Origin of the sequence: Alkaliphilus hydrothermalis, assembly GCF_016908555.1 — a bacterium.
Taxonomy (GTDB): domain Bacteria; phylum Bacillota; class Clostridia; order Peptostreptococcales; family Natronincolaceae; genus Alkaliphilus; species Alkaliphilus hydrothermalis.
The window spans coordinates 26056-48136 of sequence record NZ_JAFBEE010000008.1; the positions used below are offsets into that span (position 1 = coordinate 26056).

Here is a 22081-nt window from a genome sequence, read left to right on the forward strand (position 1 = left end):
GGGTGTTTATTTAGATTAGGTGTTTATTCAGATTGAAATTAAACATTTACAGCTTATTTCCCATACCAAGGACAAGTCTTCCCATCCTTACCATACTTACACCAAGGAGCACAGTTGTAGCAAATATTAACACCTTCTCCTTTAATGGCTTTGTTAGTCCAGTTAGGGTCCGCCAAAAGCCCTTTTCCTACTGCCACCATATCAATCATTTCATTTTCCAGTAGATATTCAGCTTGTTTTGGTTCTTTAATACCAAATACACAGGCCACTGGAATATCCACCTGCTTAAAGATTTCAGTACCCATATATGTAATAAAAGAATAAGGATAATCCTCTGGTGGAACAAGATTCTTACTGTTGGCACCAATACCAGCAGATACATTTAATATATCTACCCCTAGAGCCTCCAGCTTTTTGGCAAAATATTTGTCCTCTTCAAGGGTAGGGTCGTTCACCCCAAAACGATAACAGATGATGAAGTCATCCCCTGTGGCTTTTCTAACCCCCTCTACAATTTCCAGAGATAGTCTCAGTCGATTATCCAAGCTACCACCGTATTGATCGTTTCTTGCATTCACTTGCTTAGAAGTAAATTGACTTAGAAGATAACCATGGGCACCGTGGATTTCAACACCATCAAGACCAGCTTTTTGAGCCCTAAGGGCAGCTTCAATAAACTCGGCCTTAATTCTTTCTATATGTTCTAACGACAATTCAAGACATTGCTTATTTTCTACCTCAACAGCCGAAGAGGAATAAACAGGGGTACCAACTGCCTTCATACCAGCATGGACAAGTTGTACGATCACAACTGAGTCCTCCTGATGACAGGCATGTGCCATTCTTTCAAATTGAGGAATATGCTCATCCCTCCATAGTCCGATACCAGTATCGGTGATTCGACCCTCTCTAGAAATAGCAGTAGCCTCTACTACCATCAGACCTGTGCCACCCTTAGCCCTTAGAGCATAATGTTCAGCACGATCCACCGTCTCAAATCCTTCCTCATTCCCCCAGTTGAAGCAAACCAAAGGAGGCATAAGAATTCTATTCTTTACCTTCTTCTTATTAATCATAATACTTCGATCAATCACACTTGTCATATTAGTCCCTCCATCCATTTTTACACCTAACAATATATTACCATAAAAAGAATAATATTTCGATTATAGAAAGAAATTTTTAGGATATAGAAAGGATTATAAGCAAACAAATAGAAATTTAAAAATATAGAAAGATAATTGATAGGGTTTTGGGGATGGAGGACATAGACATACGGGGGAATTGATATAAAAAAATGAGAACTAAGAAGGAATAAGGACTAAGAAGAAATGAGGCCGATCAAAAAAGTGGAGAAAATGATTATATGGTTATAATTCTATCAAAATGGCTTAAATTAAATCATTAATCATTATAAATAAATGTAGTAGTTAGGGAAAAGCTAGACAAAAGAAAGGATGAGGAAGATGTCAAAAACCATCAATGTAGGTATTATAGGCGCAGGAATCGTAGGAGAGCGAGTAATCAAAGCATTGCAAAAGCATGAGAGGGGAAATATCCTTGGTGTATTTGATGTAAATGAAGAAAGATCGAAATATATTTGTGGGCAATATCATCTAGAGGCAGTAAAGGACTATAAGGAGCTGCTGAATAACCAAGAAATAGATGTAGTATATTTAGCAGTACCACCAAAATATCATCACTCTATTGCCCTAGAGATCATTAAAGCAAATAAGCATATTATTTGCGAAAAGCCCCTTGCCAACTCCATCAGTGAAGCAAAGGAAATGCTGGAGGCAGCTGAGAAGCAGGGTGTTGTTCATGCAATGAATTTCCCAACCGTCTACACGCCTGCCTTTAAGAGAATGAAGGCATTGCTAGATGAAGGTTTCCTAGGGACAACCAGAAGGATTGAGCTAAAAGCCTACTTCCCTCAATGGCCAAGACCGTGGCAACAGACGGATTGGATTGGCTCAAGGGAACAGGGGGGATTTGTACGGGAGGTATTTACGCACTTCGTACAAATGATTGGAATGGTATTGGGAGAAATTGTTGATATAGATACAAATATTGAGTATCCAGAGGACTCACTAGCCTGTGAGACAGGAATCATTGCTACTGCAGCTCTGAAAAACGGTACACCAATATTATTCAACGGTTTTTCAGATGTAGCAATACAGGAGAGTCTAGCCCTGACCCTTTACGGGACAGAAGGAACCATATCTATGGAAAACTGGAGGGAGTTATGGACATCTAGTAAAGGGGAAGCAAGAAAAAGATTGGAACTAGAGGAAACTGATCACTTACTAGAACTAATTGATGAGGTATTCAAGGCCATTGAAAAAAAAGAAGCATCCATCATCACCTTTGAAGCAGGGTATCACGCTCAGATTGTAATAGAAGAGTTGCTTGCAAGGCAATAATAATCAAAGAAGAATAGAAGATAAGTAGAAATGATAATTAAGAAATAAGAAATAAGAATTAAGAAATAAGGAATATCTAAGATAGTATTAGGAGCAAAGTAAAGGTAAATAGATGGAGGTAATCAAAGTGATTGATGTGGTAGCTGCAATCTTAAAGCAGGGAGACAAAATCCTCATTGCTAGACGAAAAGAAGGTAAAAGTCTAGGGGGTTACTGGGAGTTTCCAGGTGGGAAAATCGAAGAAGGGGAGTCTCCTGAAAAGAGCTTGATTCGAGAACTAAAGGAAGAAATGATGATAGATATTAAGGTGACGGAACCCTTTGGAGAGAATATTCATGACTATGGGGATAAAAAAATTAGACTCATTGCCTTTTGGGGTGAAATTGATTCAGGTGAAATTGTTCTTAAAGATCATGACTGTATTGAGTGGGTTTTCCCTAAAGACCTACATCAATATAACTTTTCTCCTGCCGATGTCTCCTTTGTAGAGCAATTGATGAAATGAGACTAAAGATAGTATTAGAATAACGAATGAAGAATGAAGTAGTATAAAATAAAGTATCAGTTAATGAAGTATTTATAGGAAAAAGGACAAAAAAAAGAGCGTAAAGAATAAAAAAATGAAGGATTAGACGATTATTATCAATTAATCAGCAAAAAAATTAGCACTCTAGTAAAGAGAGTGCTAATTAGGTATTGACTGAAAGTTTAATAAGTTGTAATATAAGGTTGTACAAAGGATAAAGTTTCCTTTATAGCTAAAAAAATAATTAAACTTTCAAGGAGGTTATTTATGAGTAAGGAAAAGGGAAGTTTGTCAATTCACAGCGAAAATATTTTTCCAATTATTAAGAAGTGGTTATATTCAGATCACGACATTTTTATTCGAGAGTTAATATCCAATGCATGCGATGCGATCACGAAGGTAAAGCGATTAAATAGCCTAGGGGAAGCCGATCTAGGGGAAGAAACGGCCTTCCAAGTAAAGGTTGTGCTTAATAAGACTGACAAAACACTTAAATTTATTGATAATGGTATCGGAATGACCGACGAAGAAGTAAAGAAGTATATCAACCAAATTGCATTTTCAGGGGCAGAGGAATTTTTAAAGGCCTACAAAGATAAGGGGGATGTAGAGCAAATTATAGGGCATTTTGGACTAGGTTTTTATTCTGCCTTCATGGTGGCTTCTACAGTTGAGATTGATACCCTATCCTTTAAGCCAGATGCAAACGCTGTAAAATGGCAATGTGATGGTGGCACTGAGTTCGAAATGGAAGAAGGTACTAGAACAACAAGAGGTACAGAGATCACCCTTCATTTAGGAGAAGATGGTAAGGACTTCTTAAGTGAGTACACTTTAAAAACTACTATTGAAAAGTACTGTTCCTTTATGCCATATCCGATTTATTTTGAAGTGGCGGATGCAGAGGCAAAGAAGGATGAAGAAGGAAACATTATTGTAGAAGAACCAAAGGCTTTAAACGAGGTAAGTCCTCTATACCTAAAGCAGCCAAGCTGTTGTACAGATGAAGAATATAAAGAATTCTATAAAAAGACTTTTAGAGATTTCCAAGAGCCATTGTTCTGGATTCATCTAAACATGGATTATCCATTCAACTTAAAAGGGATACTATATTTCCCTAAATTAAAAACAGGCTTTGATACTATGGAGGGTAGCATCAAGCTATACAACAGTCAGGTATTCGTAGCTGATAACATCAAGGAAGTTATTCCAGAGTTCCTATTATTATTAAAGGGTGTCATCGATTGTCCAGACCTGCCTCTAAATGTATCTAGAAGCTTCCTGCAAAATGATGGATTTACGAAGAAGATTTCTGACTACATCACCAAAAAGGTGGCAGATAAATTGAATAGTCTATTCAAAACAGATCGAGAATCCTTCCAGAAGTTTTGGGGAGACATCAACCCCTTCATTAAGTATGGTATTTTAAGGGACGACAAGTTCTATCAAAAGGTGGAAGGAATTGTTCTATACAAGACGATTGATGGGGAATACCTAACAATGGAAGCGTACCTAGAAAAGCATGGAGAAAAGCTGGACAAGCAAATCTACTATGTTTCTGACCTGCAACAACAGGCTCAATATATTAATATGATGAAGGAGCATGGAGTGGAGGCAATAGTTCTAGACCATATGATTGATCCTCCCTTCATTTCCCATATAGAGAGCAAGAAGGATGACATCAAGTTTAAGCGAGTGGATTCTAAGATTGCTGACCTGATGAAGGACCTAGAAGAAAATGCTGATGAAGAAACCTCAAAGAAGCAGACTGAAGCTGTAACAAATGTATTTAAAAAGGCTTTGAAAAAAGAAGACTGTACTATCCAGCTGGAAAACCTAAAGTCTGAAGATGTGGCAGGTATGCTGATTCAATCAGAAGAAAATAGAAGAATGCAGGAAATGATGAAGCAGTACGGGATGGGGGGATTAAACCTTGGATCTATGCCAACGGAGGAAGTACTGGTGCTTAACAAAAAGCATCCTTTGATTAAGTATGTCTTAGACTTCGCAGGCCAAGAGTCTGAGGATCTAAACTTAGTTGCTCAACAGGTATATGATTTAGCTGTCATGACCCACAAGCCATTATCGGCAGAGGCAATGACTAAATTTATTAAGAGAAGCAACGAAATCATGAAGAAGATGATTGCTCAGTAATAGCAGTAATATTGGATACAAAAGAAAAGAATCAAAGAGTCATAGGTTATACTTTTTGACTCTTTTTAGTATAATAAAATCAGCTTGATAAAAATAAGATAAATGGAGGAATTCAAATGAAGAGAATTACTATTTACGGAAGTCATATGTGAGCCGCTTGCCCAGAACTGAAGGAGTATCTTTCAGAAAAAGGTGTAGCATTTGATTACTTTGATATCAGCACAGATTTTATGGCATTAAAGAGCTTTTTAATGATCCGAGACAACAAGCCCCAATATGATGAAATCAAAAAGGCAGGTAGAGTAGGTCTACCAACTGTTATCATTGATAATGAGATCTACATTACTCCTGAGCATGGGGATTTAGATAAACTTTTATAATAAAATTTATTCATAACTTTAATCAAAAACAACTATTGAATTCTAGCATCTAGCCCAAAAAGTTAGATGCTTTTATTGCAATAATCTTAATTAAGCTTATAAGAAAGGAGGGAAACCCAATGACTAGAAATAAAGGTAGCTGTTAATGAGCCCGACCTCCTCCCCACAGGGTTAAGTTGATTTAAAAATACAAATTAAACTTAACCGATTTGGAGGAGAATTTATGGATGCTAAAAAATATGAATCAAATATAAAGAAGATATTCGTTATTATGTTTCTCAACTCCCTCATCTTTGCCTATGTGATAGAGCGAATGTTTGCATTGGAGCGGGGAATCACTGTTCTACAGATGCAATATATCGGCATTATATACGCGGTCATTACCTTGGTACTAGAAGTTCCCTGTGGTGTACTGGCGGATAATTGGAAGCGGAAATATGTCTGGGCTTTGGGAATTGGGTTTTGTTTTTTCGAGTTCTTTATTAGTATCTTTGCCTATGACTTTAAGACTTTTGTACTTGCTTTTGTAGGGGCAGCAATTGGAGGTTCTTTGAAATCAGGTACATGGGATTCCATTCTTTATGAATCCTTAAGTAAACTGAATCGACAAGAAGAATATGAAAAGCTCAGGGGTCAGTTGAAACTCTTAAAATATGTTGCCCATGGGACTGTAGGTATTGCTGGAGGGTATATTGGACACAAATACGGTCTAGTCACCAACTATTGGCTATCCTTGTTGGGGACTCCTCTATCAATCATCATATGTTTAAGAATCTATGAACCTATGAAGCATAGGGTGAATATCAAGAATAACAGTAGGAATAGTAATAACCGTAACAAAATCTACAACAATTACTTTAATGTCCCACAGATACTTAGTCATATCAGAGAATCCCTAAAGGTGATTAAAGAAAATCGTCATTTGATCAATATCATACTATATGGCGGAGTAACAGGAGCTGTATTGTATGGTCAGCTCCATGAGATGAGTTCTCTAATCTATCCAGAAATCGGGATACCTATATATATGTTTGGGTTTGTATCATTTGCCATTACCCTCTTTGGTGGGGCAAGTAGTGTTTTAGCTCCAAAGCTAAAGGGGAAATACAACTATGATACGGTATTTGCAGGTATATTAATAGTATCTACAATAGCTGTGTATATGTTTGGTAATGCTAGGCACGGCTGGGAAGTAGTGTATTTGATTATGGCTATTGCTATAATGGAAATGGCACAACCCCTCACAGTTGGATATCTCCACAACAATATAACAGATGAATATCGGTCCACCATCAGCTCTGTGAATTCCTTTGTATTAAATGGACTGACCATCATTGTTGGGATGATTTTTGGATACTTCGCCGACAGATTGACTATACATGCAGGTTTTTCTGCTATGGCAGGGATATTGTTGATATATAGTGTTGTGTTTGTGGTGGGGGTTATAAGGAAGAGAAGTGGATTAAAAGTAGAAAGATTGCAAGGCAAGGAAATACTTTAGTATTTCCTTGCTTTTATTAAAGTGAAAGGTTCGAAGGAAGATGAATAATATGAAAACATCGAGGGGTTTTATTAGAGGATTTTTTTATGATCGTATTTATAGTAATTGGAATGAGAGTATCGAGATATAATTTTAATTTCTCTATTATTTTTGGAAATGGTTTTTTTGAGGAACTTATAGACGCCAGTTTGATAATTATTTCAATGAAATGCATTGTTTGGGCCTATAAGAGACTATTAACTTAGTTGATAATGACGATTATAATAAAATAATGATATGAATATAAATGAGGATGAAGGAGGGAAATCGTGTAATGAATAATAAAAAGAAAAATAGGTTTATCCTAATCGCTACAGCCCTCATAATACTCCTACTAACAATAAATAGATATAGACCGAGATATCTAACGGACTATATGAAGGAAGAAGACTTTAATAGTCTGTATATTATTAAATATGAAATGAATAATAATCGGTCTCAACAAATCGAGATCCATGATCAGAAGCAAATACAAGATATATATAACTACATAGCAGAACAGAAAGTCAGAAGAAAGGTAAAATGGAGTAGCTTACTTAGAGTCGAAGATGGCATTACTTATAGTGTACACTTTGTAGGTAGTCCTAATAAACCTAACTGTTTTATTAACTTGATAGGGGATGATTACATCATTCTCCAAGACCCATATGATGATAAGTCTACAACATTTGTGTATGTGGATAGTAAAATTGATTTGGAGTACTTTAAGGAATTAATTACTGATTGATAAGAGAATCTACTAAAAGTGTAGATTTTTTTTATAAAATTTTATCGTAATTTATGTAATAATTTCACGTGGTAAACTAGAGGCGTTTACACCACCGAACACCCTATGTATTCATTTAAAAAGTTGAAATAAATTTATCTCCTCACCTCTAAACGATATCAAATAATTGTGGGTTACAAAAACACAAAAAAATATCCATGTGTCTTGAAAATTAACATAACACTTGGTTTCAGTCCTGATAATTTACAAAATTAATTATTGAAAAAGAACAAATTTTAATGTAGTATTAAATAGTAAACACTACTATAATCAATTTAAATTTTGCAAATTATAAAATACACTTGAAAAGTTAACTGACATATAGGAATAGAGTTAGGACGGAAGGGGCTAAGGAATCAATGAAGGAGATTTTAAGTGCTGGGGAAAAAATCAGGAAGCTACGGACAGCCATAGGATTATCACAGGAAGAACTCACCGAAAATGTTGTTTCAAAAAGTCTCATTAGCATGATTGAGCAGGGAAAGAGATCATTAACTTTACAGACGGCAGAAATCATAGCCCAATGCTTAAATAGATACTATCATAAGATGGGACAGGACATTACGGCTGAGTATCTAATGGAGACAGAGGAAGATTCAATACGGGAAGAAATAGCAAAGGATTTAGACCACCTACGGAGGGCGATTAATTCTCGTAGAGCAGACGAGACATTAGTACAAAATACTTTTGAAAAAGTAATGAACTTGACCCAAAAGTGGAAGCTGGAAGAAGAGTATGCAGAGCTAAAGATATTGAGGGGTAACTTCTACTATGATAATTACCAATATCAATACGCCCTGAAGGATTACCTAGATGTAATGGATCACAGTACCAAAGTTCGTGAATATGGGCAGATTGCTAGAGTTTACAATCTTCTTGGGAGTACATATCAAATGCAAATGCTGCTAGAAAATGCAATAGCCCATTATCAAAAAGGCTTTGATACAGCTATGTTTTATTCAACTGATAATCAGGACAAAATTAAAGCTCAAACTATGTTTAATCAGATTGTGTGCTATAAACGGTTAAAACGTTATGATGTTGCTTTAACCCATATAGATCTTTTTAGGAATTTAAAATGGGACGACCCAGAGTTTAAAATTTATATTAAGCAAATCACTCTGATCGAGGCAAATATTTATCGAGATATAGAGAACTGGAGAAAAGCAGAGGAGACCTATAAATCACTATTAGATGAAGCCAAAAGACTGGATGCCGAGACTCTATATCTTTTATATGAAAACTATGGACTTCTACATCGTAACCAAGGTCATAAAACTAAGGCATTGAAATATTTTGAAAAGGCTTTCAAGCTAAAGGATGAAGTGTCGCTTAATTATTTGCCAGAATTGTATCTATACCAATCAACATGTTATAATATAGAAGAGGAATATGAAGAGATGGCTACTCTATTAGAACAAGGTCTAAAGTTAGCGGATATGATATCTGTAAAGCATATGATGATTAAAGTTCGTTTAGCTTATGTGGAAGTATTTATAAAGCTAAAGGACTATAATTCAGCCTTACAACAACTAAATTCAGTTGAAAAACTTGTCTTTCGTGGAGTCGCAAAACCATTACTTTACGACTTGTATAGCTACTATATTGAAGTATACAATGGACTAGGAAGTTATACAGAGGCTACAGAGTATGCTGTTAAAATACGTCAAATAAAACACTTAAGCTATTAGACATATTTCTCAATATATTATTGGGAGGAAGAAGTCTGAAATAAGGAGGTAGAACCACCTAAAAGGCAAATGAGCATGGCAAATAAGCCATCGTGGGATGACTTTTTAAAAGTATGATATTAAAACTTAAGAAGGGATCATGAATGTTGCTTAAACACCCTAAGTTTTTCAGCTTGTTCGGGGGTGATAAACCCATCATTAGCAAGCTCCAGTTCAGGAAGTTTTTTCTTCATAGAGCCATGAATAAGGTGTTGTAGGTCAAAACTGGTATCTAGTGGATTCTCTAAAAGTTTCTCAATAATATTTATAGAGCTTATCCCAAAGGTATCTGAAACAACATTACCAAGCTGAATATTAGATACAGTTAGACAATTTTGAAGACGATTTTTTTCGCTAGACATAAAGTTAGTTAATTTAAAGCGATAGCGCATAAGTTCACGCAATTGTCTAATACAAGGAGGAGGCATGAAACTTCCTGCTACAAGATCATGCTTAAATAAATCAGCAATCCATTTGGCATCCTTCTTATCAGTTTTTTTCCCACGGATTGCTTTGACATATTTAGGATGAGCTAAGGTAATATTGCAGGAATCTTCAAGTATATTGAAGATGGGCATCCAATATTTTATAAATTCCATACAAACATCAGAACAGTTATTTTCATAAAGGCATTGTGACAGCTGATTCAGACCTTTGGTATAGGTAGAAAAGCGATGGCGTTTATAGGTGGTGACACCTTTAATAGTTGAAGCAATACAAGCAACAACAAAAGTTTTGTGGACATCAATACCGCAACAAATTGGGTAAACAATTTTTAAAGCCATAGGGAAAACTCCTTTCAAAGAATTATAGAGATAGACAGCATTGACTGATTGTCTAGCAATAAACGAGTAATGTTATACAAAGATAAGTCTACGTGCTCTAGTGGCACACTTATTTGTGCTTGAAAAGACAATCTACACATATAAAAATACGGTCACTCCAAACAAGTTGAAGCAGCCCACTCGCCTCCACGTGATTTGTAGTTAACTGTATATCCCTATGACTTTAGGATAATAAAAATATAGCTCAAAGCCAATACATTTCATTACGTTTTGTGCCTTGAGCGAAGCGAAAGGAATGGTTATAAATATGAAGAAGGTTAAAAGGCTCTTAGCAATAACATTAGTACTAACTATGCTTGTGGTGAATACTGGGATTGTAGCGGCAAATAGTATCATTGACACAAGCAACTCAAATGATGGAGGATACACTACTTTAGGTGAGCCGATTCCGAAGAGAGATTAAGAAGCATTGCTTTGTACCGAGATGTACAGTATATCATTCAATATTAAATTAGAAGCATACATAAAAACTCCTTGATGAAAAGGGGTTTTCTTTTTTAGAATAAACTTACTCCAACCATTCTTTCAAAACACTAACCATACCACCATAATTTCAAATAGCCGCATCTCAACAGCTCATTAGTCCTCCACCGCTGTTTTTTTTATCAGCACATTCAACCCCGAATAAGGCTTCAAATGATACTCTAGCAACCAAACTTCCCCACAAAATCCTTCGCTACACTTTATATTTTGAAAATTTCATATCATAATTTTCACCTAAAAAACAGAAAATAAAAACACTGTAAATATAAGCAAATCAAAATCACGTAGGGATTGATCGTAACTAATCTTTAAAGACAGTGTTTTTATAAACAATGTTATTCAAAATAATACTTTTAAAACCCGAAACAACAAAGCAAATATTAGGAGGATTAAAATGAAGGACAGAAGTGGAAATGAGGACATTTTAAAAGTAAATCCCCAATCCTATTGGATAGTCTCTACTGACAAGACAGATTATCCAACTTTGAAGGAAGACATGCAGGTGGATGTAGCCATTGTAGGAGGAGGTATGGCGGGTATTACGACTGCTTATTTACTAAAGCAGGAGGGTGTAAGGGTAGCAATTATTGAAGCCGATGGTATTTTACAGGGGACTACAGCCCATACAACTGCCAAGATAACCTCTCAACATGGATTAATTTACGACAAGATAAGGAATAAGATGGGGAAAGAAAAAGCACAAATCCATGCTGATGCTAATGAGTCTGCCATTAGAATGATTCATGGACTGATAGAAGAGAAAAAAATCAACTGTGATTTTCAATGGCAACCAGCCTATGTATATACCCAGTCAGATGAGTATGTTCAAAAGATATATAATGAAGCAAAAACTGCATCCTCTTTAGGGATCCCAGCTGAATACTTAGAAGATATTCCTCTCCCCTTTGATGTTAAAGCTGCTATGAGATTTGATAATCAAGCTCAGTTTCATCCCCGCAAGTATTTGCTAGCCCTTGCAAAGGATATTCCTGGGGATGGCAGCTATATATTTGAAAATACTAGAGCAGTAGATATAGAAGATGAAGACTCTCCCACTGTTATTACTGAAAAGGGTCATAAGGTGAGGGCTAAGAAGGTAATCGTCGCCTCCCACTATCCCTTCTATGACAAACCAGGTCTCTACTTTGCCAGCGTCTATCCAGAGCGGTCCTATATTGTAGCAGTTACCATTAAAGAACAATTCCCTAAAGGAATGTATATCACAGCAGAAGACCCCGGTAGATCCCTACGATCCCAAAGGTATGGGGACAGAGACCTGATACTAGTTGCTGGAGAACACCATAAAACAGGGCATGGAAAGAGTACAATGTTTCATTACAATAATCTAAGGGATTTTGCTTATCAAACCTTCACTGTTGAAGATGTATTGTATAGATGGGCAGCCCATGATTGTGTGACAATGGATGAAGTACCCTATATCGGTCAGCTGTCGGTGACAACCCCCAATGTCTATGTGGCTACAGGCTTTAGAAAATGGGGAATGACCTCCAGCACTGTTGCCGCCATGATGCTAAAGGACATAGTAATAAAGGGAGAACATTCTTGGAGTGAATTATACAATCCATCACGGTTTACGCCTGTAGCTTCCACACCAAAGTTCTTCAAAGAAAATATAGATGTAGCCATCAATTTTGTTGCAGGAAAGGTGATTCCTCCTGAAATTGATGAAGATATCAAACCAAATGAAGGAAAGGTCATCAGTATAGATGGAAAAAGGATTGGAGCCTATCGAGATACAAAGGGTGAGCTTCATCTTGTGGATACGACATGTACCCACTTAGGTTGTGAGTTGACTTGGAACGATGCCGATACCTCATGGGATTGTCCTTGTCATGGTTCTAGATTTACCTATGGGGGAGATATTGTAGAAGGACCTGCAGTAAAGCCTTTAAAAAAATATAAGTAGTAACATTTTTCCAATAACAGCTTACTATATTATTGTAGGTAGAATATAGTAGTGATGAGTTGGAGGTGACAGTTTATGGATCAAGCTTTAGAAAAGCTAAAAATATATTTAAATAAAAATAAAGAAGAGTGCATTACAATTAATCAAGAGGGTATTCAAACCTGCTGAGGCACATATATGACACCATCCGTTGAGATGGGAAAGCCACAAACAGTAGAAAAATTTCTGTTATATGAAAGGGAAGGAGTAAAAATATATATCAATAGAAATTTATTTATAAGCAATGACTTACTTAGTCGTTTGATTAACAATTTTACAAGCGAAAATTAGTTAAGTCAACTATAAAGCTCAGGAGAGGGATAGGAATTTTTATTTAATATCCTTTATTGCCTGAGTTTTTTATTATTGTTTTTCCACAGGGAGGAAAATGACTTGTTTATCAAGAATAACCCCAAATACTATTTATTTGCACTGGTAAAATTGACAATTTAAGATAATAGTGTAAAATTAAAGTAATGAAATTGTGAAATGCATCATAACTCAATGGGAGTTGAAAGTAACTAAAACTAAAAAATGGTAGGAAGTGGGATGGGGATGATCAGAAATACTGCATATTCAATATTAATAGTGGATGATAATCATAACAATTTGTTCTCACTAAGAAACTTAATAGAGGAGTATATTGATGCTACAGTTTTGGAAGCAGACTGTGGACAAGTAGCGCTTCAAAAGCTAATAAGAAATAAAGTAGACTTAATAATATTAGATATTCAAATGGAAGAAATGGACGGATTTGAACTTGCTTCGCTAATCAAGCAAAGAAGAAAAACAAAAGATATTCCTATAGTGTTTTTGACTGCTTCCTATTTAGGAGATGAGTTCAAGAAAAGGGGTTTTGAGGTAGGAGCTGTAGATTACTTAACTAAGCCCATTGATGAGTATCAACTCATCAATCGAGTTAATGTTTATCTTAAGTTGATTGAGAAAGAAAGAGCTATGAATCTTATGTTGGAGGATAAAGTTAATCAGCAGGTGGAGGAGTTAAAAAAGGCTAAGGAGGAGGCAGAGGCAGCCAGTGAGTCTAAATCAACCTTCTTAGCTAATGTATCCCATGAGTTTAGGACGCCATTAAATATAATTATGAGTATTACTCAGATGCTAAAGCTATATTTGCAGGACGATGAAATAGACAGAAGAAAAATTAGTCAAAAGGTTGATAAGCAGGTACAGAACTGTTATCGACTATTGCGGTTAGTAAACAACTTAATTGACATCACAAAAATTGATTCTGGACATTTTGACCTTAGTATTAGTAGGTGTAATATCGTTGGTATTGTAGAGGCGATTACTTTATCAGTGGGGGAATACGTAGAGGACAAGGGAATTAAACTTACCTTTGAGGCTAATGTTCAAGTGGAAATGATTGAGTGTGATTTAGATGCAATGGAAAGAATTATGCTTAATTTGCTGGCGAATGCCATTAAATTTACTCCTAAAGGTGGTAGAATCCATGTCAAGTTAGAACGACTGGAACAGAATATCAGAATATCAGTAAAGGATACTGGTATCGGTATTACTGAAGAGAAAATACCCCTTATATTCCAACGCTTCAAGCAGGTGGACGAGCTATTGACCAGAAAGCATGAGGGAAGTGGAATTGGTCTAAGTCTTGTAAAATCCTTAGTTGAAATGCATAAGGGGAGAATATATGTTCAAAGTCAATATCAGATGGGGACTGAATTTTTTATTGAAATCCCCATTGATTTAAAACATAACGAAGACCTTATAAAAGAAGATCTTGTTTCTTCCTATAGGTCCGAAGAAAGTGTTATACAAAAAATACATGTTGAGTTTTCAGATATATATTTCTTAGATAATATATTTTAGATTATCTACATAGAGGGGGGGAAGTAGTGAAGGCATTTTTAAATCTAAATATTTTTAACAGGCTAGTCTTAGCATTGATTTTATCAATAGGCGTATTTGTAACCTTTGGCATATTCACCATTACTGAAATGAATGAATTATCAGCAGTGACTGAAGATTTGTACAACGACCCATTGAAGGTATCTAATGCGGCTACTGAGATTAGAGTAAATATTATTAAAATCCAAAGAGAAATGCGGGAATTGATTTTACATGAAAATGAGCATGACATTAATCAATCAAAGATAGAAGTTGACATTCTCAATAATGATGTTTTAGATAAACTGGACTTTATAAGTGAACATACAGTGGCTCAGGAAACAAAGGAGAAGGCGGAGGAAGTTAGGCGAGATTTCTTAAGATGGCGAGGGAATCATGATGAGGTGATTCGGCTATCTTTGTTAGATAGAGACCAAGAAGCAACAGATATGACTCAAGGAATTAATACCGATTTTGTAGATTCAATGTTAAAAAAGTTAGTTGCGGTAGAAAATATGTCTCAAGAAAGGGCCCGTGGACTTATTGAGAATGTTTATGAAATAGAACAGGGCCTTAAATCAACTGTTACTATTTTAGTATTAATTTTATCTTTTCTTCTCTCGATTTTCTTTATTTTTATCATCCGTAGCATTTTAGGTCCCATCAACACCCTTGTAGAAGCCATGAATAAGAGCATTGAAAGTAATAATCTACAAAAAGTTCATCTTGATGGAAAAGATGAAATGGCTTCTATCGCTAAATATTATAATATGCTTGTTGACAAGCTCAATACTCAGTTTTGGATTAAGGATGTTCAAAATAAGTTGAATGAAGTTGTTTCAGGAGACCAATTATTAAACGTAATAATTGAGAAGGGATTAAATTGCATTGCAAGGACCATGGGAGCTGGAAAAGGAGCATTTTACCTCTACAATAGAGAATTAAATCTGCTCCAGCTTAAGGGATCCTATGCATTTACAGAAAGGGAGATACTATCCAGCGAATATGAACTAGGAGAAGGGGTAGTAGGACAAGTTGCGATTGAGAGAAAGCCCATCCTTCTACGTAATATTAATCCTATGAAAGAGCGAATTGTAACCGGTGTATATCAAGGAGAGCCTATGAATACGTACACTTTCCCACTGGTGAAGGAGGGTGCTTTGTATGGTGTCATGGAACTTGCTTCTTTTGAAGAGTTTGATGCTCCAAAGTTAGAGTTCTTAAATCAAGCAGCAAGGATTATTACAACAAATTTATATTCCTCTCTGCAAAATCAAGAAATCATGGATTTATTGGTGGTATCGGAAGAAGCCCAAAGGGAAGTAGAAGTGACAGCTCATGAGTTGCAAAAGGCTAATGCTGTATTAGAGGAACAACAGGAACAATTACAAAAACAAACGGCAGAGCTACAGCAGACAAATGCGGAACTAGAAGAACAACAGGAATTACTCCAAAGACAGACGGCAGAGCTACAACAGTCCAATGCTGAGTTAGAAGAACATCAGCAGATATTAGAGCAACAATCGGGTCTGTTGAATATGAAGAATGTAGAACTAGAAAAGTCAAAGGAAGAGTTAGTTAAATACTCTCAGCAACTTGAAATGGGTAATAGATATAAGTCAGAGTTTTTAGCAAACATGTCCCATGAATTAAGAACGCCTTTAAATTCAATTATTTTATTATCTAGATTATTGATGAATAATAAAAATCATCTTGTAAACGAAGACTTGGAAAAGGTAGAGGTCATCAATAATTCAGGAAAAGAACTATTACGCTTGATTAATGACATTCTAGACTTATCCAAGATTGAAGCGGGAAAGGTAGATATCAATAATGTAGAATTCCACTCCAATGAGTTAGTGAAGGAGTTGAGACTGCTATTTGAGAAAATAGCTGAAGAAAAGAAGATTCAATTTAAGGTGACGGATTCTTTAAATACCTTCATAGTGGCAGATCGACATAAAATATCTCAAATCCTTCGGAATTTGATATCGAATGCCATCAAGTTTACTGAAAAGGGTACTGTCAATTTAAGTATTTATCATAGTCCAGAAAAGAAAAATTCAGTTAAATTCTCAGTCACAGATACAGGAATAGGCATTTCACAAGAAAACTTGGCCAGTATATTTGAGGAGTTCCAACAGGGGGATGGTTCGATTTGCCGTTGCTTTGAAGGAACTGGATTAGGCCTGTCTATTTCTAAAAAGTTAGCAGAACTTATACAGGGGTATATTACGGTGGAAAGTACTCCTTATAAGGGGAGTGACTTCACATTACATTTAGATAATGCAATAAACCAACATGCTGAGGAAGCGGATGGTTACACTTCTGGGCTAATGGAATCGGCAGCGACAGTTGATGGAGTTCAAATTCCTGAAGGAGACAAAGTGATTCTGATTATTGAAGATGACCCACATTTTGCAGCGTATATTAAAGAAATTAGCGAAGGGGTAGGGTTTAAAACCCTAGTGGCCAAGGATGGTAGAGAAGGTATCAATCTGCTTCACAATCATCAAGTTGATGGCATTTTATTAGACTTGATATTACCAGATGTTAATGGAATTGATATTTTGAGGGAGATTAAGGAGATTCCAGAATTTATGGGTATACCAGTACATATCATATCCTCTTGTAACAAAAATAATATTCCACAAAAACTGGGAGCGATAGGCTATCAAGAAAAACCAGTAGATAAGGTTGAATTATTAGAGATTATAGGAAAGCTTATGAGCTTTAAAGAAAAATATCCTAAAAAAGTACTATTAATGATAGACAATGTTCTCAAAAGAAAACTTGTGGAGACTCTATTAAAGGACCAAAAGGTTATGATAACAGGTGTTGAAACTGTTCAAAATGCAAAAAAAATGCTGGACAAGGAGAACTACGATGTAATCATTTTAGATTTAGAACTAGAGGATGACAAGGGTATTAGGATTTGTCATTATTTAGAGCAAAAAGAGCTAGAAGTTCCAGTAATTATTTACACTGGTAAAGAATTGACTATAGAGCAGGAAAAAAAAATTAGAGAATATGCAGATAGTATCATTGTAAAAACAGCTAATTCAGATAAGAGGTTAATTGATGAAGTAACTTTATTTCTCCATAATATTAAAAAAAGAGTGTTAAAGTCTCAATATTTAATGTCAAAAACAAATATTGAACATTCTTTGAGAATACAAGAAAAAAGAATATTAATTGTAGATGACGATTCGAGAAATATATTTGTATTAGCGACAGCATTAGAAGAATATGGGGCAGATATACTAGAGGCAGAGAATGGAGAGGTTGCACTATCCCTCCTACAAGAAAATAAAGTAGACCTAGTTCTAATGGATATTATGATGCCAGTTATGAATGGGCTTGAAACAATTAAGGCAATGCGAAAGGATGAGGATCTAAAGGACATTCCTATAATTGCAATCACTGCTAAGACATTAAAGGAAGATAAGGCAAAATGCATTTTAGCGGGGGCCAATGACTATATCTCAAAGCCAGTGGACTATGATGTACTTATAAGATTAGTAAAGGCTTGGATTGACAAAAGGTCTTGAAGGAGAAGATTTGATGGAAATTGATGTACACTATGATGGAAAAGGAAACAAAGAAATAACGATAGGTGGAGAAATAGAAAGTGATACTGATGTTGAAATCCTAAAATACCACCTGCACATAGATAAATTGGAGAATATTAGAATTACTATTTTAGATATCACTATGATTAAGAAAGCAGTAGTGATGGAGTTCCACAAGTTGCAACGGGAGAGGGGCTGTTTCATATATGTTTTAAAGCCTTACCTCTATTCCTACCTATGCAAGTTAGGTCTCCATTGCAAATTGATTCAACAAAAAACTCCCCCCAATCAGAAGGCTACTGTTGAAAAAGAAAGATTAAAAAATAGTCAATTGGATAAAAAAGAGGTAATTGAGTTTTTACAAGAGATTAATCAATGCTACGGATATGACTATACGGACTATCAAATAGATAGTATTATACGGAGAATAAAGATTTCAATGGTACGGCAAGGGGTTATAAGCTTTCATGATTTTAAGCAAAATATATTAAACAATGAAGATTTATTTGAGCAACTATTTATTGATTTATCAGTAAATATCACAGAGTTTTTTAGAGATCCTGAAGTTTTTGTGGTGGTAAAGGAGAAAATTCTTCCTGATCTTGATTCGTTTCCCCATATAAAAATATGGTGTGCAGGTTGTTCAACAGGGCAAGAACCCTATTCTATTGCAATATTATTAAAAGAGCTAGGGATGTTGAATAAAGCACAAATTTATGCAACTGATATCAATCCCTATGTGATACAAGAAGCGATTAATGGACTGTATCCCTTAGCTGGTATAGATAAGAATATTGAGAATTACCGATTAGCAAAGGGAAAGGGAAGCTTTATGGAAAATTTTAAAGTTAAAGGGAGCTACGTTGAGATTGATAAATCTCTGAAGGAAAGGATTTTGTTCTTTCAGCACAGTTTAGTTGGTAGTGGTATTTTAAATGAGTTTCAATTAATCTTTTGTAGGAATGTATTAATTTATTTAGACGTATCCCTACAGAAAAGTATTTTGCAAAATTTCTATCATTCTTTAGATGCCAATGGGTTTCTTGTTCTTGGGAAGAGTGAGGGAGTTTTCAGCAATGAAGGACCTGATAGCTTTTCCAGTTATTTGGAACAGGATAAAAAAATATTCAAACCAAGGGATAAGTGTATCTAATGGCTGGATTAGAAAATAGAAAAAGCAATATGATAAGAATCATATTGCTTTTTAAGTATAAATCTTGCTAACAAAAATTTATTTTTGCATTTGATTTTCTTTTAAATTTTCATAGAAGTTTGCCACTGAATTGTACAGATAAGGCATTAAGAAAAGACTTGCCACTATAGATCCAAGACCTACAATGATCGCAAAAATAATGGCTAGAATAGGTGCATTAATGGAGGAGATTATGAGACTGACTGTAAAAATCAGTACAATAATAGCCAGCATAACGGGTCCAACAATAGTAAAATATAGACAGAACAACTTAAATTTAAAACCCTTCATCATTGCTTTACTGGCACGGATGCAATCCATAGCACTCATTTGGGGATTGTCATGAAGGATAAAAAAGGACATAGAATAGCTAAGGGAAGCAATAATTCCTGGTATAATTAGTAGTAAAGACCATAAAAAGATAAAAATTCCTTGAATGAGATAAACTAAAAAAGCTGGCACGAAATTGTTAAACCCATCGAAGAGTTCTTCAAAATCGAAGTGATTTTTTCTGACTAGACTAAGAAAACACGAGGTAGCTCCCAACATCAAAGGACCCACAAGTACAATACTTATGATGGGACCTAGTAACGGAATTGCTCCTGGTAAACCAGTAATAATACCATATACAAAATATACTAGAATAGCCATTAACCAATTACCTTTTAATTGTGATCTCGCCTCTTTTCTAATCTGGGAATTTTCCTTAATCATTGAGGGATGCATATCCATTGAATTTCCTCCTTAAATTTATAATGTTTACTAAGGTTATTCTACATTTATGTGGAATAACCTCTATATAGGGCATGTAAAATAATTTAAATAAAGTGAAATTATTCTACAAATAACTCAAAACTATTATATTGTCATTTCAGCAAAAAGATGATGATAAAATAGGAAATTCAGCAGACTTTTATAATGGAGGGGCGTATAAAAATATAGAAGGGCATGGTAATATTTAAAAAAACTAGGACGTTTATTGGGGGATGGAATGTTCTGTTGGGGGAATTATGATGAATTTAGACTTTAACAATAAAGAAAGTGTTAGTTTGACCAATGAATATTTGGAGATTTGGTGGGACACAAGGGCTTGTTTTCCAGACTTTAAGAATAGAATTAATCTAATAAACCAGTATAGAAACGAAAGAAAGCTGGAGAGATTTAGGAAAGAGCTAACTAAAAAATTAAAGGAAATGGATACTAACCAAGTAGATAACGGCTGGAGTACCAGTTTACTTTCTATTATAAAGACGATGGAGAGTAACATTGTAGGTTACGAGAATAGTTGTATTGATTTCTTTGCTCAAAAAGGTTATTCACGAGTTACAGAGGGTTTTGTAAATGAAGCAAATGAGTTTGATCCCCAGATGGATATTTATGATGTTTTCCAAGCCATTAGAAATGTCTGGATTATGAATAGTATTCAGATTTTGCTAAATCAAGAGGTAGCCCTTACTCCTTCTGTTTTCGCCTATAGCATGCTATATCCCTATAGCGATAATTATCTAGATAATGCTAATATACAGGTGGAGGATAAGATTGCCTTTAATAATCGATTTAGAAAATGGTTGGTAGGCGAGCCTATTGGGGCTACAAATCAGAACGAAGACAAGGTGTATGAGTTAGTTAAAAAAATTGAGGGTCAATTTCCCCGAGATAAATACAAACAGGTATTTGATGCATTGCTATCCATCCATACTGCTCAAGAAAAAAGTCTAATACAACAACGGCAAGCCAGCCTCCCCAATGAGAAAAACATCATTGGTATTACCTTTGAAAAAGGAGGTGCATCAGTATTGACGGATGGGTATTTAGTAAAGGGACATTTATCAGAACAGGAAGCCTATTTTATGTTCGGGTATGGTGTATTTTTACAGCTAATTGATGACCTGCAGGATGTAGTGGAGGATCATAGAAATGGGCATATGACCCTCTTTTCTCAAATTGCCTTCAAATATCCCCTAGACCGTTTGACCAATAAGCTGTTTTGGTTTATTGATGAAGTTTTAATTAATCGGACGGCATTAGATTCAGCCGATAAACTGAAATTAAGGAATGTAATCTATGAAAGCTGTAGGATTATGATTTTTGAAGCGATTTCTAAAAATCAAAAGCTATATAGTAGAAGGTATATTAAGGAAGTTGAACAATATTCAATGCTGAGATTCGGTTATTATAAGAAGATGAAGAAAAAATTTCAAAATAGTCTTTCCTCCAAAGACCTCCATAGAATTTGTAATGGCCTGGTGCAAAGACCCCTTTTTAGAAGAGAAGAGTCCTAGTCAAGCAATTTGACGGCTGACGGACTTTACGGAGGAATGTAGTCCAAATATTGACCTAAAGCAGAAAAAATTAGGTGGTACCAACGATGTTTAAGAGTAAAAAAAGTCTAATGGGGTATAAAAGATAACATAGAAATTGTTTCATTAGAGGAGGACAATACAGAAAATGGCTAAAACCCTGTGCAAGATTGTAAAAAATGGCGGCGTGAAAGAGAATTTTGAAAAATATATAAAGCTCATCAAGAATCCTGAGTATGTTTGTAAGAGCTGCGGTCGTACTGCTAATGAATCCAAGAGGCTTTGTAGTCCAAAGGAAATATAATTCGAATAAGTCACGCATAAGAACCTGTATTTCA

At 35.3% G+C, this 22081-nt stretch carries 17 protein-coding genes; 14 read left to right on the forward strand and 3 right to left on the reverse strand.

Going from position 1 to position 22081, the window contains the following annotated elements:
• Nucleotides 1-53: 53 nt before the first annotated feature.
• On the reverse strand, nucleotides 54-1103 hold the full coding sequence (locus JOC73_RS07405; RefSeq protein WP_204401650.1) for an NADH:flavin oxidoreductase: 1050 nt from the start codon (nucleotides 1101-1103) through the stop codon (nucleotides 54-56).
• A 354-nt stretch (nucleotides 1104-1457) separates the two neighbouring features.
• On the opposite strand from JOC73_RS07405, the gene JOC73_RS07410 reads away from it, so the two are divergent.
• The 7 genes from JOC73_RS07410 (at nucleotide 1458) to JOC73_RS07440 (ending at nucleotide 9480) form a co-directional block, all read left to right on the forward strand.
• Nucleotides 1458-2423, forward strand: a complete 966-nt coding sequence (locus JOC73_RS07410) for a Gfo/Idh/MocA family protein (RefSeq protein ID WP_204401652.1) — start codon at nucleotides 1458-1460, stop codon at nucleotides 2421-2423.
• A gap of 127 nt (nucleotides 2424-2550) precedes the next feature.
• Nucleotides 2551-2928, forward strand: a complete 378-nt coding sequence (locus JOC73_RS07415) for a (deoxy)nucleoside triphosphate pyrophosphohydrolase (RefSeq protein WP_204401654.1) — start codon at nucleotides 2551-2553, stop codon at nucleotides 2926-2928.
• Between the two features lie 288 nt (nucleotides 2929-3216).
• The gene (gene htpG / locus JOC73_RS07420) at nucleotides 3217-5103 is read left to right on the forward strand and encodes a molecular chaperone HtpG (RefSeq protein ID WP_204401656.1); all 1887 of its coding nucleotides are present in this window, start codon (nucleotides 3217-3219) and stop codon (nucleotides 5101-5103) included.
• Between the two features lie 230 nt (nucleotides 5104-5333).
• Nucleotides 5334-5483, forward strand: a complete 150-nt coding sequence (locus JOC73_RS07425) for a hypothetical protein (protein ID WP_204401658.1) — start codon at nucleotides 5334-5336, stop codon at nucleotides 5481-5483.
• 223 nt (nucleotides 5484-5706) lie between these two features.
• The gene (locus JOC73_RS07430; protein ID WP_204401660.1) at nucleotides 5707-6984 is read left to right on the forward strand and encodes an MFS transporter; all 1278 of its coding nucleotides are present in this window, start codon (nucleotides 5707-5709) and stop codon (nucleotides 6982-6984) included.
• 313 nt (nucleotides 6985-7297) lie between these two features.
• Nucleotides 7298-7750, forward strand: coding sequence for a hypothetical protein (locus JOC73_RS07435; protein ID WP_204401663.1), 453 nt, complete (start codon nucleotides 7298-7300; stop codon nucleotides 7748-7750).
• A gap of 398 nt (nucleotides 7751-8148) precedes the next feature.
• Nucleotides 8149-9480 carry a helix-turn-helix domain-containing protein gene (locus tag JOC73_RS07440; protein ID WP_204401664.1) on the forward strand — a complete coding sequence of 444 codons (1332 nt, stop codon included), beginning with the start codon at nucleotides 8149-8151 and terminating at the stop codon, nucleotides 9478-9480.
• A 137-nt stretch (nucleotides 9481-9617) separates the two neighbouring features.
• Here JOC73_RS07440 and JOC73_RS07445 read toward each other — a convergent pair whose 3' ends face one another.
• Nucleotides 9618-10304: an IS110 family transposase gene (locus tag JOC73_RS07445; protein ID WP_330613137.1), complete on the reverse strand. Its 687-nt coding sequence runs from the start codon at nucleotides 10302-10304 to the stop codon at nucleotides 9618-9620.
• Nucleotides 10305-10581: 277 nt separating this feature from the next.
• Here JOC73_RS07445 and JOC73_RS07450 point away from each other — a divergent pair, with 277 nt between their 5' ends.
• The 5 genes from JOC73_RS07450 to JOC73_RS07470 all read left to right on the forward strand — a co-directional run bounded on the left by JOC73_RS07450 (nucleotide 10582) and on the right by JOC73_RS07470 (nucleotide 19404).
• Complete coding sequence (locus JOC73_RS07450) at nucleotides 10582-10767, forward strand: hypothetical protein (protein ID WP_204401666.1); 186 nt, start codon at nucleotides 10582-10584, stop codon at nucleotides 10765-10767.
• Nucleotides 10768-11241: 474 nt separating this feature from the next.
• Nucleotides 11242-12774 (forward strand): FAD-dependent oxidoreductase, encoded by a 1533-nt coding sequence (locus JOC73_RS07455; RefSeq protein WP_204401668.1) that lies wholly within the window; start codon nucleotides 11242-11244, stop codon nucleotides 12772-12774.
• Nucleotides 12775-13368: 594 nt separating this feature from the next.
• The gene (locus tag JOC73_RS07460; protein ID WP_207755070.1) at nucleotides 13369-14661 is read left to right on the forward strand and encodes a hybrid sensor histidine kinase/response regulator; all 1293 of its coding nucleotides are present in this window, start codon (nucleotides 13369-13371) and stop codon (nucleotides 14659-14661) included.
• 26 nt (nucleotides 14662-14687) lie between these two features.
• A complete protein-coding gene (locus JOC73_RS07465; protein ID WP_204401670.1) occupies nucleotides 14688-18230 on the forward strand; it encodes a response regulator in 3543 nt (1180 codons plus the stop codon).
• A 13-nt stretch (nucleotides 18231-18243) separates the two neighbouring features.
• Nucleotides 18244-19404, forward strand: a complete 1161-nt coding sequence (locus JOC73_RS07470) for a CheR family methyltransferase (protein WP_204401672.1) — start codon at nucleotides 18244-18246, stop codon at nucleotides 19402-19404.
• A gap of 78 nt (nucleotides 19405-19482) precedes the next feature.
• Here the strand turns inward: JOC73_RS07470 and JOC73_RS07475 are convergent, their stop codons facing one another.
• Nucleotides 19483-20175 (reverse strand): DUF975 family protein, encoded by a 693-nt coding sequence (locus JOC73_RS07475; protein WP_204401674.1) that lies wholly within the window; start codon nucleotides 20173-20175, stop codon nucleotides 19483-19485.
• Between the two features lie 281 nt (nucleotides 20176-20456).
• Between JOC73_RS07475 and JOC73_RS07480 the strand changes: the two genes are divergently transcribed.
• Together JOC73_RS07480 and JOC73_RS07485 are read left to right on the forward strand one after the other, a co-directional pair.
• Nucleotides 20457-21725 (forward strand): hypothetical protein, encoded by a 1269-nt coding sequence (locus tag JOC73_RS07480; protein WP_204401676.1) that lies wholly within the window; start codon nucleotides 20457-20459, stop codon nucleotides 21723-21725.
• Between the two features lie 166 nt (nucleotides 21726-21891).
• Nucleotides 21892-22047: a hypothetical protein gene (locus JOC73_RS07485; RefSeq protein WP_204401678.1), complete on the forward strand. Its 156-nt coding sequence runs from the start codon at nucleotides 21892-21894 to the stop codon at nucleotides 22045-22047.
• Nucleotides 22048-22081: the final 34 nt, after the last annotated feature.